The sequence below is a fragment of the Shewanella youngdeokensis genome, from assembly GCF_033180165.1.
GTDB lineage: Bacteria > Pseudomonadota > Gammaproteobacteria > Enterobacterales > Shewanellaceae > Shewanella > Shewanella youngdeokensis.
The window spans coordinates 4,199,564-4,212,090 of sequence record NZ_CP136522.1; the positions used below are offsets into that span (position 1 = coordinate 4,199,564).

Here is a 12,527-nt window from a genome sequence, read left to right on the forward strand (position 1 = left end):
ACCTACTTCTTCTTAGCCTCTTTACGGCGTACTTGTTCATCAGCGTAACGAACACCTTTACCTTTGTAAGGCTCTGGTGGACGGTAGCCGCGAATCTCAGCAGCAACCTGACCAATTAACTGCTTATCTGTACCCTTAAGTACGATTTCAGTTTGGCTAGGACACTCAGCTGTTACACCGCTAGGAAGTTCATGTACTAGTGGGTGAGAAAAACCTAAAGTTAAATCAACGCCTTTACCAGCGATTTTCGCACGGTAACCAACACCAATTAACTGAAGTTTCTTTTCAAAACCAGCAGTAACACCAACAACCATATTGTTGATTAGAGCTCGAGCTGTACCCGCTTGAGCAGCGGTTTTCACGCCTTCAATTGGGCTACACTTAATTTCATTGTCTTCAACAACAACTGAAACATCAGCGTTTATAACTCGAGTCAAACTACCTTTAGTACCTTTTACGGTGATAGTTTGTTCGTTTAAAGTCACTTCTACGCCTGCAGGAATAGCGACTGGTGCTTTTGCGACACGAGACATTGCTAGCTCCTTATGCTACGTAGCAGATAACTTCCCCACCCATGCCATTTTGGCGGGCAGTACGATCAGTCATCAAACCTTTAGAAGTGGACACGATAGCGACACCCAGTCCGCCCATAACCTTTGGAAGTTCGTTTTTACCTTTGTAAATACGAAGACCAGGACGGCTAACGCGCTGGATAGTCTCAACGACTGGCTGACCTTGGAAATACTTAAGAGTAATTTCCAATTCAGGCTTGGCTTCATCTGCTACGGCGTAGTCAGTGATGTAACCTTCTTCTTTTAGCATTTTCGCAATAGCGACTTTAAGCTTAGCAGAAGGCATCTTCACAGATACGTGTTTAGCAGCTTGGCCGTTACGAATACGTGTTAACATATCCGCAATAGGATCTTGCATGCTCATATTAGCTTACTCCGTGACAAGTGCTTACCAGCTGGCTTTACGTAGGCCAGGAACTTCACCGCGCATAGTTGCTTCACGTAATTTAATACGGCTAAGGCCGAATTTACGTAAGTAACCATGTGGGCGACCAGTTTGACTACAACGATTACGCTGACGCGCGGCGCTAGAGTCACGTGGAAGAGCTTGTAACTTAAGTACGGCATCCCAACGATCTTCGTCAGAAGAAGTTGAGCTGCTAATGATAGCTTTAAGAGCCAGACGCTTTTCAGCGAACTGAGCTACGAGCTTGGCACGTTTTGCTTCACGTGCTTTCATTGAACTTTTTGCCATTACGCTACCCTTATTTCTTGAATGGGAAGTTAAAGCCTTCGAGCAGAGCTCGGCCTTCTTCATCATTCTTCGCAGAAGTAGTGATTACAATATCCATTCCGCGGATCTTATCGATTTTATCGTATTCGATCTCTGGAAAGATAATTTGCTCACGTACACCCATCGCATAGTTACCGCGACCGTCGAATGATTTAACACTCAAACCACGGAAATCACGGATACGCGGGATTGCGATATCTACTAAACGCTCTAAGAATTCCCACATACGCTCACCGCGTAGTGTAACCTTACAGCCTATTGGGTAGCCTTCACGGATTTTAAAACCAGCAACTGACTTACGAGCTACAGTCACTACTGGCTTTTGACCAGCGATAGCAGTCATGTCACGAAGCGCATGCTCCATAACTTTCTTATCTGCTACTGCTTCGCCAACACCCATATTAAGGGTGATCTTTTCAATCCGAGGGACTTGCATGACACTGCTAAAACCAAACTTGCTTGCAAGTTCAGGACTAACAGTCTCTTTATATTTATCATGCAGTTTCGCCATCGTTTACTCCAATTACTTAACGAGTTCACTGTTCGATTTAAAGAAACGGACTTTTTTGCCGTCTTCAAATCGGAAACCAATGCGATCCGCTTTGCCAGTGGCAGAGTTGAAAATCGCTACGTTTGATGCTTGTATAGGTGCTTCTTGCTCAACAATACCGCCAGCTACGCCCAATTGTGGGTTTGGCTTTTGGTGCTTCTTAACAAGGTTAAGACCTTCTACAATCAATTTACCAGTAGTTAGAACCTGAGAAACCTTACCGCGTTTCCCTTTATCTTTACCTGCTAGTACAATTACTTCGTCTTGACGACGTATTTTTGCTGCCATTTTGAAGCTCCTTACAGTACTTCTGGTGCCAGCGAGACAATTTTCATGAACTGCTCGGTACGCAATTCACGTGTCACTGGGCCAAAGATACGAGTACCAATCGGTGCAAGGTTTGCATTAAGCAAAACCGCTGCGTTCCGATCGAAGCGAATGACAGAACCGTCTGGACGACGTACGCCTTTCTTAGTACGGACTACCACCGCGTTATATACATCACCTTTCTTCGCTTTACCGCGAGGAATAGCTTCTTTAACAGAAACTTTAATGACGTCGCCGATTCCGGCATAACGACGATGAGAGCCACCCAAGACCTTAATACACTGAACTCTACGAGCGCCACTGTTACAGGCGACTTCTAGAGTCGATTGCATTTGGATCATTTTAAGTGCTCCGCTATCGTTACTTCATAATCCCACATCGGGGGTACATTAATCACACAAATTATGACTTTAATTTAGTCAAATTTGGCGCGCAAGTATAACACCCAAAAGAAGGAATAGATAGTACTAAAAATACAAACGGCTCCATGGATTGGAGCCGTTTAACTAAATGCTTAATATTATTAAGCTTTTGTTACTACTTCAACCAGGGTCCAAGACTTAGTCTTAGACAGCGGACGGCATTCGCGAATAGTCACGATATCGCCAGCATTACACTGATTTTGTTCGTCATGTGCATGGATCTTTGTAGTACGCTTAAGGAACTTCCCGTATAAAGGATGTTTAACCTTACGCTCAATAGCTACAGTGATAGACTTGTCCATCTTGTTGCTAAGTACTCGACCCTGCAAAGTACGGATATTATCAGACATTATGCACCCGCCTTAGAAGTAATAATGGTCTTAACGCGCGCAATGTTGCGACGCACGATTTTAAGCTGATGAGTCTGTGTCAACTGACCAGTGGCGTGTTGCATACGCAGATTAAACTGCTCACGCAGCAGACCAAGCAGTTCAGCGTTCAATTCTTCAACGCTCTTTTCTGTTAGTTCGCTCGCTTTCATTACATCACCGTCTTAGTTACGAAGGTAGTCTTCAGAGGCAGTTTGGCAGAAGCAAGGGCGAAAGCTTCACGAGCTAACTCCTCTGATACACCATTCATCTCGTAAAGTACCTTACCTGGTTGAATTTGGGCAACCCAATATTCAACGTTACCCTTACCTTTACCCATACGCACTTCAAGAGGCTTAGAGGTAATTGGCTTATCAGGGAAAACGCGGATCCAGATTTGACCTTGACGTTTAATGTGACGTGTCATAGCACGACGCGCAGCTTCGATTTGACGCGCAGTTAGACGACCACGTCCAACAGCTTTCAAACCGAATTCACCGAAGCTAACTTCAGTGCCGTTCGCTAGACCACGGTTGCGGCCTTTGAACATTTTGCGGAACTTTGTTCTTTTTGGTTGCAGCATTGCCAGCTCTCCTATTTACCGCGAGGCTTACGCTTCGGCTGCTGTTTCGGCTCTTCATGCTGAGGAACGATACCGTCTAGAACTTCACCTTTGAAGACCCAAACTTTAACGCCGATCACACCGTATTGAGTGTGACTCTCAGAAGTAGAATAGTCGATATCAGCACGAAGAGTATGCAAAGGTACACGACCTTCACGATACCATTCCGAACGCGCAATCTCTGCGCCGCCTAGACGGCCGCTAACTTGAACTTTGATACCTTTAGCGCCAAGACGCATTGCGTTTTGAACAGCGCGCTTCATAGCACGACGGAACATAACGCGACGCTCTAGTTGCGAAGCGATGCCGTCGGCAACAAGCTTAGCATCTAGTTCAGGCTTACGGATCTCAGCAATGTTAATTTGAGCTGGAATACCAGTCAATTTAGCAACTGCGTTACGTAGCTTTTCAACGTCTTCGCCTTTCTTACCAATCACAACACCTGGACGGGCTGTGTGGATAGTAACACGAACACTTTTAGCTGGACGCTCGATAACAATCTTAGAAACTGATGCTTGCTTAAGTTTCTTTTCAAGAAACTTACGCACTTCACAGTCACTACTCAAGTTATTGGCATAGTCTGACTTGTCAGCGTACCATGTCGAGATCCAAGGCTTAGTGATACCCAGACGGATACCATTAGGATGTACTTTCTGTCCCATTGCTAACTCCTAGCGATCTGATACAACCACAGTAATGTGGCTGGTACGCTTGATTATGCGATCTGCACGGCCTTTAGCACGTGGCAAGATACGCTTCATAGTTGGACCTTCATCGATCATAATCGCTCCAACTCTTAATTCGTCAATGTCAGCACCTTCATTGTGCTCAGCATTGGCGATAGCAGAGTCCAGTACTTTTTTAACAAGTACTGCAGCTTTCTTAGGGCTGAAAGTTAGAATTTCGAGAGCCTTAGCAACAGGCAGTCCACGGATTTGATCTGCAACCAAACGACACTTTTGAGGCGACGTACGGGCAAAACGATGTTTAGCTAAAACTTCCATCTTATTCCTCCCGTCTTATCGCTTCTTCGCTTTCTTATCAGCGGCATGGCCACGATAAGTGCGAGTTGGTGAAAATTCACCAAGCTTGTGGCCGATCATTTCGTCAGTTACGAACACAGGTACGTGCTGACGACCATTATGGACAGCGATGGTCAACCCAATCATATTAGGGATGATCATAGAGCGACGAGACCAAGTCTTAATTGGTTTTTTATCTCCCGCTTCCATCGCTTTCTCTACCTTCTTCAGCAAGTGTAGGTCAATGAATGGACCTTTCTTGAGAGAACGTGGCATGGCGAATCCTCTTACTTTTTATTGCGACGACGTACAATGTACTTGTCGGTGCGTTTGTTACTACGAGTCTTATAACCCTTAGCTGGAGTACCCCAAGGTGAAACAGGGTGACGGCCACCAGAAGTACGGCCTTCACCACCACCATGTGGGTGATCTACTGGGTTCATTGCAACACCACGAACTGTCGGGCGTACGCCTCTCCAGCGTTTAGCACCTGCTTTACCTAACTGGCGTAGCATATGCTCGGCGTTACCAACTTCACCTAATGTCGCGCGGCAATCAACCGGCACTTTACGCATTTCGCCAGAGCGAAGACGTAGAGTGGCGTATGCGCCATCACGAGCAATAACTTGTACATAAGCACCAGCTGAACGCGCGATTTGAGCACCTTTACCAGGCTTCATTTCGACTGCATGTACTACGCTACCCACAGGGATATTACGTAGAGGCATTGCGTTACCGGTTTTAATCTCTGCATCGATACCAGACTGGATTGAATCACCAGCTTTCATGCCTTTAGCGGCAATAATGTAACGACGCTCACCGTCAGCGTATAGTACCAACGCGATGTTAGCTGTGCGGTTTGGATCATATTCCAAACGCTCAACCTTCGCAGGGATGCCATCTTTGTTACGCTTAAAGTCGATTAGACGATAATGTTGCTTATGACCACCACCAATGTGACGGACAGTGATACGACCAGTATTGTTACGGCCACCACTTTTTGATTTTTTCGCCAACAGGCCTGCAAAAGGTTTACCTTTATGCAAATCGCTGTTCACCACTTTAACAACGTGGCGACGACCTGGAGAGGTTGGCTTACACTTAATAACTGCCATGATAATTCTCCTTTGCTTATTCAGCGCCGCCGACGAAATCGATGTCAGCACCTTCAGCTAGAGTAACATAGGCTTTTTTCCAATCGCTACGACGGCCAGTACGGGCACCGTGACGCTTAGTTTTACCTTTGTTAACTAAAGTGCGAACTGAATCGACTTCAACTTCGAATAGCTGTGCTACTGCAGCTTTAACTTCAGCTTTAGTTGCATCGATAGCTACACGGAAAACAACTGTATTGTTTTTCTCTGCATTCACAGTGCTCTTTTCAGAAACATGTGGAGCAAGAATAACTTTTAACAAACGTTCTTCGCTTATCATCCCAGCATCTCCTCGATTTGCTTAATAGCTTCAGCTGTTACGAGTACTTTGTTGAATGCGATAAGGCTAACTGGATCAATACCAGCAACATCACGAACATCAACTTTGTACAAGTTACGAGCAGCTAAGAACAAGTTCTCGTCAACTTCTGGAGTAACAATCAACACGTCTTCTAGTTGCATTTCGTTCAATTTAGCTTTTAGCTCTTTAGTTTTAGGAGCTTCAACACTAAATGATTCAACAACGATTAAACGGTCTTGACGTACCAATTCAGAGAAAATGCTTTTCAGCGCTCCGCGGTACATCTTTTTGTTAACTTTTTGGCTATGATCTTGTGCTTTAGCAGCGAATGTTACGCCACCGCCACGCCAGATTGGGCCTTTAACAGTACCAGCACGCGCTCGGCCAGTACCTTTTTGGCGCCATGGCTTCTTGCCAGAGCCAACTACTTCTGCGCGAGTCTTTTGAGCACGAGTGCCCTGACGCGCGTTTGCAGCGTAAGCTACAACTACCTGATGAACCAGTGCTTCGTTAAAGTCACGGCCGAAGGTAGTTTCGGAAACTTCAAGAGCACTCTGTGCGTCTTTCAATACCAATTCCATTACTATCTCCTCAGACCTTAAGCTTTAACAGCTGGTTTGATGATCAGGTCGCCATTAGTAGCGCCTGGAACTGCACCCTTAACCAGAAGCAAGTTACGTTCAGCATCTACACGTACAACGTCTAGATTCTGTGTAGTAACACGCTCTGCACCCATGTGGCCTGACATTTTCTTACCTTTAAAAACGCGACCAGGTGTCTGGTTTTGACCGATAGAACCGTTAGATCTATGAGCCAAAGAGTTACCATGAGTCATATCTTGGGCATGGAAGTTCCAACGCTTAATACCGCCTTGGAAGCCTTTACCTTTTGATTGACCAGTTACATCTACTTTCGCTATTTCAGCAAAAATATCTACATTAAGCTCGGCACCAACTTCAATGCCTACACCTTCATCATCTGCCAAACGCATTTCCCACAAACCACGACCGGCTTCAACGCCTGCCTTAGCAAAGTGACCTGCTTCTGGTTTTGTGATGCGATTAGCTTTTTTGGTACCAGTAGTAACTTGAAGTGCACGGTAACCATCTGTATCCAAAGTTCTCACTTGGGTTACACGGTTAGCAGCAATTTCAATTACTGTTACAGGTACCGACGCGCCATCTTCATTGAAGATGCGAGTCATACCTACTTTACGACCGATAAGACCGATAGCCATCTCTCAAACCTCTTTTAAGCTCAATTAACCCAAGCTAATTTGAACGTCAACACCCGCTGCTAGATCTAAACGCATAAGTGCGTCAACAGTCTTTTCAGTCGGCTCAACGATATCAACAAGACGCTTATGAGTACGAAGTTCGTACTGATCACGCGCATCTTTATTAACGTGTGGAGAAGTCAAAATGGTATAACGTTCTTTACGCGTTGGTAGTGGAATTGGACCACGAACCTGTGCGCCTGTACGCTTAGCAGTTTCAACGATTTCCGCAGTAGACTGATCAATCAAACGATGATCAAATCCTTTTAAGCGGATACGGATTCTTTGGTTCTGCATTGACCAGAGCTCCTAAAATGTACACATAAAAAATCACCCTCTAGCTTCTTCTATTTAGAAAAGCAGAGCGAGATGATTTAACCGTTCGACTCACAATTGGAGCCGCTGTTTTTTTACGTCAACCTCGAGGGTAGACTAATTTAAATCGCCTAATGGTTAAGGCGAAGGGGTATTATACCGATATCAAGCCTCAGATCAACCCCATTGTGTGAAATACCGACAAATAGCCAATAATCAACAAAGTGGAAGCTATTATACCGAGTCAAATTTAGAATGCCACCCCTTTGCATTGCCCTTTCGACAATAAAAAAGGCAGCCTAAGCTGCCTTTTCTAGATATTGCGGTAAGATTTGTCGCTATTAAGCAACAACCTCAGCTACAACACCAGCACCTACTGTACGGCCACCTTCACGAATAGCGAAGCGTAAACCTTCGTCCATCGCGATTGGGCAGATTAGCGTTACTGTCATAGCAACGTTATCACCAGGCATTACCATCTCTACGCCTTCTGGCAATTCGATAGTACCGGTTACGTCTGTTGTACGGAAGTAGAACTGTGGACGGTAACCTTTGAAGAATGGAGTGTGACGTCCACCTTCATCTTTCGACAGAACATAGATTTCTGATTTGAAAGTTGTGTGTGGAGTGATTGAACCAGGCTGAGCCAAAACTTGACCACGTTCAACGTCTTCACGCTTAGTACCACGTAGAAGTACACCACAGTTCTCGCCAGCACGACCTTCGTCAAGAAGCTTACGGAACATTTCAACACCAGTACAAGTAGTCTTAGTTGTATCTTTGATACCAACGATTTCTACTTCTTCACCAACTTTGATGATACCGCGCTCTACACGACCTGTTACTACTGTACCACGGCCTGAGATTGAGAATACATCTTCAATTGGTAGAATGAACGCACCGTCAATTGCACGCTCTGGCTCTGGAATGTAAGTATCTAGTGCTTCTGCAAGCTCAATGATCTTAGCTTCCCACTCTGGCTCGCCTTCTAGGGCTTTAAGCGCAGAACCTTGGATAACTGGTAGGTCATCACCTGGGAATTCATATTCAGATAGAAGTTCACGAACTTCCATTTCTACTAGTTCTAGTAGTTCTTCGTCATCTACCATGTCACATTTGTTCATGAATACGATGATGAATGGTACACCAACCTGACGTGAAAGCAGGATGTGCTCACGTGTTTGTGGCATTGGACCATCTGTAGAAGCTACTACTAGGATTGCGCCGTCCATTTGTGCTGCACCAGTAATCATGTTTTTAACATAATCGGCGTGACCAGGACAATCTACGTGTGCGTAGTGACGTGAAGGTGTGTCATATTCGATGTGAGAAGTATTAATTGTAATACCGCGCTCACGCTCTTCTGGAGCATTATCGATTTGTGCGAAGTCTTTAACTTCACCACCGTAAGTTTTTGTCAATACTGCTGAGATAGCTGCAGTTAGTGTTGTTTTACCATGGTCGACGTGACCAATTGTACCAACGTTAACATGCGGTTTACTACGTTCAAATTTTTCTTTAGCCACGATATATTCCTTTCTTTTCAGAAAATACTCGGTGTCATTCACCGAGCAATAGCAAATTAATTATATCAATAAAAAAGCGAGACCGTTTAGCCTCTAGCTTCTATTATTGCTTTAGTAACATTTTGCGGTGCGTCAGAATACTTCAAAAACTCCATAGAGTATGAAGCACGTCCCTGAGTCGCAGAGCGCAGATCAGTTGCATAACCGAACATTTCAGACAATGGTACTGTTGCATGCACAAGTTTTACACCTGCAATCCCATCATCCATACCCTCAATTAGGCCACGACGACGGTTCAAGTCTCCAACAACATCACCCATATAATCTTCAGGTGTTGTTACTTCGACTTTCATGCAAGGTTCAAGTAAGGCAGGGTCTGCTTCAAGCGCACCCTTTTTAAAGCCCATTGAACCGGCGACTTTAAAGGCCATTTCGTTCGAGTCCACATCATGATATGAACCGTCATACAAAGTGACTTTTACGTCGAGAACAGGGAAGCCAGCTAATACACCACTCTTCATCTGCTCTTGAATACCTTTGTCTACTGCTGGAATGTATTCCTTCGGAACCACACCACCAACAATTTCGCTGACAAATTCGTAGCCAAAACCTTCTTCTTGAGGCTCTAGCTTCAACCAAACATGACCAAATTGACCTCGGCCACCTGATTGACGAACAAACTTGCCTTCAACTTCCACAGTGTTGCGGATAGTCTCACGATAAGCAACTTGAGGCTTACCTACATTACAATCAACACCAAATTCTCGACGCATACGGTCAACAATAATGTCTAAGTGTAGCTCACCCATACCAGATATCAGTGTTTGACCTGACTCTTCGTCAGTTTCAACACGGAACGATGGATCTTCTGCCGCTAACTTTTGTAGCGCGATACCCATCTTATCTTGGTCCGCTTTGGTTCTAGGCTCAACGGCAATTGTAATAACTGGCTCTGGAAATTCCATACGCTCAAGTATTACTTTATGGTTGCTATCGCACAATGTATCGCCTGTTGTCACGTCTTTAAGACCAATGGCAGCAGCGATGTCTCCAGCGCGTACTTCTTTAATCTCTTGACGATCATTGGCGTGCATTTGTACCATGCGCCCAATACGTTCACGCTTTTGCTTAACAGAATTATATACGCCAGCACCTGTCTCTAACACGCCTGAATAAACACGCATGAAAGTCAATGTACCAACAAATGGGTCTGTCGCAATCTTAAATGCTAATGCTGCGAAAGGAGCATTGTCGTCCGCCGGACGCTCTGTCTCGTTCTCGCTGTCATCGATACCTTTAATTGCAGGTACTTCGACTGGTGAAGGTAGAAAGTCTACCACTGCGTCGAGTACTGCTTGCACACCTTTGTTCTTAAAAGCTGAACCACAGGTTGCGAGTACGATTTCATTATTTAATGTGCGTTTACGCAACGCTAATTTGATTTCTTCTTCTGAAAGTTCCCCTTCTTCAAGGTACTTTTCCATCAGCTCATCAGACGCTTCCGCTGCACTTTCTACCAGATACTCACGCATTTCTGCGGCTTTATCAGCTATATCTGCAGGGATGTCTTCATAAGAGAAAGTCATACCCTGATCTTCTTCAGACCAGTTAATGGCTTTCATTTTGATCAAATCAACAACACCTTTGAAGTCTTCTTCTGCACCAATATTCATTTGAATTGGTACACAAGTCGCCCCAAGACGGTTACGGATCTGGTCGACGACGCTATCAAAGTCTGCCCCTGCACGGTCCATCTTATTGATGAAAACCAAGCGAGGCACGTGATACTTATCAGCCTGACGCCAAACAGTCTCAGATTGAGGTTCTACCCCTGATGAGCCACAAAATACAACAACTGCTCCATCTAATACACGCAGCGAACGCTCAACTTCAATAGTGAAGTCAACATGGCCTGGTGTATCAATGATATTGATACGGTGTTGATTAAATTGCGCTTCCATCCCGCGCCAGAAAGTAGTCGTTGCAGCTGAAGTAATGGTAATCCCACGCTCCTGCTCCTGCTCCATCCAGTCCATAGTGGCAGCGCCATCATGCACTTCACCGATCTTATGAGACATACCGGTGTAGAATAGAACACGTTCAGTAGTGGTGGTTTTACCAGCGTCAACATGAGCACAAATACCGATATTGCGGTAGCGCTCAATTGGAGTTGTACGAGCCACGATTTATACCTCTTAGCTAAAACCTGAGTGTTAGCAATGCAAGTAAGGCGTGGGCAGCTGCCCACGCCAAGATATTACCAGCGGTAATGAGCAAACGCTTTGTTTGCTTCTGCCATACGATGCACGTCTTCGCGCTTCTTAACAGCAGTACCTTTGTTTTCTGATGCGTCTAGCATTTCACCGGCTAGACGTAACGCCATAGATTTTTCACCACGCTTACGTGCAGCTTCAACCAACCAGCGCATCGCTAGAGCGTTACGACGCACTGGGCGAACTTCACATGGTACCTGGTATGTAGAACCACCAACACGACGAGACTTAACCTCGACTGATGGGCGAACATTGTCCAGGGCTGCTTCAAGGATTACTAAATGATCTTCGCCTTTCTTTTCAAAAGCGGTATCTAGTGCCTTGTAAATAATTTTTTCTGCAGTCGACTTTTTGCCGTCTTGCATAATGACGTTGATGAACTTAGCCAGCAACTCACTGTTGAACTTTGGATCTGGTAGGATTTTACGTTGTCCTACAACGCGACGTCTTGGCATAACAATTTCTCCGTATGCTTCAGGGACCCCAAAACTGGAATCTCAATATATCTCTAGCTTGGCCTTACTTAACGGAAAACGTTAAGACTTAGGACGCTTAGCACCGTACTTTGAACGACCTTGACGACGTTCGCTTACGCCAGCACAGTCTAATGCGCCACGTACAGTGTGGTAACGCACACCCGGTAAGTCTTTTACACGACCGCCACGGATTAGAATTACACTATGTTCCTGCAGGTTGTGGCCTTCACCGCCGATGTACGAAGTAACTTCGAAACCGTTAGTTAGACGCACACGAGCTACTTTACGTAGTGCAGAGTTAGGTTTTTTTGGTGTGGTTGTGTATACGCGAGTACAAACACCACGTTTTTGTGGACACGCATTCAACGCAGGCACATTAGTCTTATCGACTTTTGGCGCACGAGGCTTACGAACCAACTGGTTTACAGTTGCCATGTATTGCTCCGAATCAGTTGATCTAATCAACAGTAAGGTGTGAAAAATCTATATCCCACAGGTGTGGGACGCGAAATTTTAGAAGTGTATGGCTTGAGTGTCAAGAAATAGACAACTTTTAACCACTTTAAAGTAAAAAAAAGGCGCTAAAAGCG

Annotated in this window: 21 protein-coding genes; all 21 read right to left on the reverse strand. The window is 45.1% G+C overall.

Translation table 11 applies throughout. The features are described from left to right. Positions 1–2: 2 nt before the first annotated feature. Positions 3–533, reverse strand: a complete 531-nt coding sequence (rplF, locus tag RGE70_RS17880; RefSeq protein ID WP_310472765.1) for a 50S ribosomal protein L6 — start codon at positions 531–533, stop codon at positions 3–5. Positions 534–543: 10 nt separating this feature from the next. Beyond that, on the reverse strand, positions 544–936 hold the full coding sequence (gene rpsH / locus RGE70_RS17885; protein ID WP_028767965.1) for a 30S ribosomal protein S8: 393 nt from the start codon (positions 934–936) through the stop codon (positions 544–546). 24 nt (positions 937–960) lie between these two features. Further along, positions 961–1,266 (reverse strand): 30S ribosomal protein S14, encoded by a 306-nt coding sequence (gene rpsN / locus RGE70_RS17890; protein ID WP_310472766.1) that lies wholly within the window; start codon positions 1,264–1,266, stop codon positions 961–963. A gap of 10 nt (positions 1,267–1,276) precedes the next feature. Beyond that, on the reverse strand, positions 1,277–1,816 hold the full coding sequence (gene rplE, locus RGE70_RS17895) for a 50S ribosomal protein L5 (protein WP_310472767.1): 540 nt from the start codon (positions 1,814–1,816) through the stop codon (positions 1,277–1,279). Positions 1,817–1,828: 12 nt separating this feature from the next. After that, entirely contained in the window at positions 1,829–2,143 is a 315-nt protein-coding gene (rplX, locus tag RGE70_RS17900; RefSeq protein WP_310472768.1) for a 50S ribosomal protein L24, read from the reverse strand. Positions 2,144–2,154: 11 nt separating this feature from the next. Beyond that, positions 2,155–2,523 carry a 50S ribosomal protein L14 gene (gene rplN, locus RGE70_RS17905; RefSeq protein ID WP_011863976.1) on the reverse strand — a complete coding sequence of 123 codons (369 nt, stop codon included), beginning with the start codon at positions 2,521–2,523 and terminating at the stop codon, positions 2,155–2,157. A 182-nt stretch (positions 2,524–2,705) separates the two neighbouring features. Beyond that, the gene (gene rpsQ, locus RGE70_RS17910; protein WP_310472769.1) at positions 2,706–2,954 is read right to left on the reverse strand and encodes a 30S ribosomal protein S17; all 249 of its coding nucleotides are present in this window, start codon (positions 2,952–2,954) and stop codon (positions 2,706–2,708) included. Beyond that, positions 2,954–3,145 (reverse strand): 50S ribosomal protein L29, encoded by a 192-nt coding sequence (gene rpmC / locus RGE70_RS17915; protein ID WP_012144642.1) that lies wholly within the window; start codon positions 3,143–3,145, stop codon positions 2,954–2,956. Before rpmC ends, rpsQ begins: the two co-directional genes overlap by 1 nt. After that, positions 3,145–3,555, reverse strand: a complete 411-nt coding sequence (gene rplP / locus RGE70_RS17920) for a 50S ribosomal protein L16 (RefSeq protein ID WP_310472770.1) — start codon at positions 3,553–3,555, stop codon at positions 3,145–3,147. The genes rpmC and rplP overlap by 1 nt, the downstream gene beginning before the upstream one ends. 11 nt (positions 3,556–3,566) lie before the next feature. Then, entirely contained in the window at positions 3,567–4,256 is a 690-nt protein-coding gene (gene rpsC, locus RGE70_RS17925) for a 30S ribosomal protein S3 (protein ID WP_310472771.1), read from the reverse strand. Between the two features lie 9 nt (positions 4,257–4,265). Beyond that, positions 4,266–4,598, reverse strand: a complete 333-nt coding sequence (gene rplV, locus RGE70_RS17930) for a 50S ribosomal protein L22 (RefSeq protein WP_310472772.1) — start codon at positions 4,596–4,598, stop codon at positions 4,266–4,268. Positions 4,599–4,613: 15 nt separating this feature from the next. After that, positions 4,614–4,892: a 30S ribosomal protein S19 gene (gene rpsS / locus RGE70_RS17935; RefSeq protein ID WP_006083596.1), complete on the reverse strand. Its 279-nt coding sequence runs from the start codon at positions 4,890–4,892 to the stop codon at positions 4,614–4,616. 11 nt (positions 4,893–4,903) lie between these two features. Next, a complete protein-coding gene (rplB, locus tag RGE70_RS17940; protein ID WP_310472773.1) occupies positions 4,904–5,731 on the reverse strand; it encodes a 50S ribosomal protein L2 in 828 nt (275 codons plus the stop codon). Positions 5,732–5,747: 16 nt separating this feature from the next. Further along, complete coding sequence (rplW, locus tag RGE70_RS17945; RefSeq protein WP_202287034.1) at positions 5,748–6,050, reverse strand: 50S ribosomal protein L23; 303 nt, start codon at positions 6,048–6,050, stop codon at positions 5,748–5,750. Then, positions 6,047–6,652: a 50S ribosomal protein L4 gene (gene rplD / locus RGE70_RS17950; protein ID WP_310472774.1), complete on the reverse strand. Its 606-nt coding sequence runs from the start codon at positions 6,650–6,652 to the stop codon at positions 6,047–6,049. The genes rplW and rplD overlap by 4 nt, the downstream gene beginning before the upstream one ends. Positions 6,653–6,669: 17 nt before the next feature. Continuing rightward, positions 6,670–7,308, reverse strand: coding sequence for a 50S ribosomal protein L3 (gene rplC, locus RGE70_RS17955; protein WP_310472775.1), 639 nt, complete (start codon positions 7,306–7,308; stop codon positions 6,670–6,672). A 24-nt stretch (positions 7,309–7,332) separates the two neighbouring features. Beyond that, positions 7,333–7,644, reverse strand: a complete 312-nt coding sequence (rpsJ, locus tag RGE70_RS17960) for a 30S ribosomal protein S10 (RefSeq protein WP_005503530.1) — start codon at positions 7,642–7,644, stop codon at positions 7,333–7,335. A gap of 359 nt (positions 7,645–8,003) precedes the next feature. After that, entirely contained in the window at positions 8,004–9,188 is a 1,185-nt protein-coding gene (gene tuf / locus RGE70_RS17965; protein WP_310472776.1) for an elongation factor Tu, read from the reverse strand. 86 nt (positions 9,189–9,274) lie between these two features. Next, entirely contained in the window at positions 9,275–11,371 is a 2,097-nt protein-coding gene (gene fusA, locus RGE70_RS17970) for an elongation factor G (RefSeq protein ID WP_310472777.1), read from the reverse strand. 74 nt (positions 11,372–11,445) lie between these two features. Further along, on the reverse strand, positions 11,446–11,916 hold the full coding sequence (gene rpsG, locus RGE70_RS17975; RefSeq protein ID WP_202287039.1) for a 30S ribosomal protein S7: 471 nt from the start codon (positions 11,914–11,916) through the stop codon (positions 11,446–11,448). An 81-nt stretch (positions 11,917–11,997) separates the two neighbouring features. Beyond that, complete coding sequence (rpsL, locus tag RGE70_RS17980; RefSeq protein WP_012327264.1) at positions 11,998–12,372, reverse strand: 30S ribosomal protein S12; 375 nt, start codon at positions 12,370–12,372, stop codon at positions 11,998–12,000. Positions 12,373–12,527 lie beyond the last annotated feature (155 nt).

What these genes read in the sequence shown, in the direction of transcription:
- rplF (WP_310472765.1), bottom strand. Translation starts at nt 533, where the DNA reads ATGTCTCGTGTCGCAAAAGCACCAGTCGCTATTCCTGCAGGCGTAGAA.
- rpsH (WP_028767965.1), bottom strand. Translation starts at nt 936, where the DNA reads ATGAGCATGCAAGATCCTATTGCGGATATGTTAACACGTATTCGTAAC.
- rpsN (WP_310472766.1), bottom strand. Translation starts at nt 1,266, where the DNA reads ATGGCAAAAAGTTCAATGAAAGCACGTGAAGCAAAACGTGCCAAGCTC.
- rplE (WP_310472767.1), bottom strand. Translation starts at nt 1,816, where the DNA reads ATGGCGAAACTGCATGATAAATATAAAGAGACTGTTAGTCCTGAACTT.
- rplX (WP_310472768.1), bottom strand. Translation starts at nt 2,143, where the DNA reads ATGGCAGCAAAAATACGTCGTCAAGACGAAGTAATTGTACTAGCAGGT.
- rplN (WP_011863976.1), bottom strand. Translation starts at nt 2,523, where the DNA reads ATGATCCAAATGCAATCGACTCTAGAAGTCGCCTGTAACAGTGGCGCT.
- rpsQ (WP_310472769.1), bottom strand. Translation starts at nt 2,954, where the DNA reads ATGTCTGATAATATCCGTACTTTGCAGGGTCGAGTACTTAGCAACAAG.
- rpmC (WP_012144642.1), bottom strand. Translation starts at nt 3,145, where the DNA reads ATGAAAGCGAGCGAACTAACAGAAAAGAGCGTTGAAGAATTGAACGCT.
- rplP (WP_310472770.1), bottom strand. Translation starts at nt 3,555, where the DNA reads ATGCTGCAACCAAAAAGAACAAAGTTCCGCAAAATGTTCAAAGGCCGC.
- rpsC (WP_310472771.1), bottom strand. Translation starts at nt 4,256, where the DNA reads ATGGGACAGAAAGTACATCCTAATGGTATCCGTCTGGGTATCACTAAG.
- rplV (WP_310472772.1), bottom strand. Translation starts at nt 4,598, where the DNA reads ATGGAAGTTTTAGCTAAACATCGTTTTGCCCGTACGTCGCCTCAAAAG.
- rpsS (WP_006083596.1), bottom strand. Translation starts at nt 4,892, where the DNA reads ATGCCACGTTCTCTCAAGAAAGGTCCATTCATTGACCTACACTTGCTG.
- rplB (WP_310472773.1), bottom strand. Translation starts at nt 5,731, where the DNA reads ATGGCAGTTATTAAGTGTAAGCCAACCTCTCCAGGTCGTCGCCACGTT.
- rplW (WP_202287034.1), bottom strand. Translation starts at nt 6,050, where the DNA reads ATGATAAGCGAAGAACGTTTGTTAAAAGTTATTCTTGCTCCACATGTT.
- rplD (WP_310472774.1), bottom strand. Translation starts at nt 6,652, where the DNA reads ATGGAATTGGTATTGAAAGACGCACAGAGTGCTCTTGAAGTTTCCGAA.
- rplC (WP_310472775.1), bottom strand. Translation starts at nt 7,308, where the DNA reads ATGGCTATCGGTCTTATCGGTCGTAAAGTAGGTATGACTCGCATCTTC.
- rpsJ (WP_005503530.1), bottom strand. Translation starts at nt 7,644, where the DNA reads ATGCAGAACCAAAGAATCCGTATCCGCTTAAAAGGATTTGATCATCGT.
- rpsG (WP_202287039.1), bottom strand. Translation starts at nt 11,916, where the DNA reads ATGCCAAGACGTCGCGTTGTAGGACAACGTAAAATCCTACCAGATCCA.
- rpsL (WP_012327264.1), bottom strand. Translation starts at nt 12,372, where the DNA reads ATGGCAACTGTAAACCAGTTGGTTCGTAAGCCTCGTGCGCCAAAAGTC.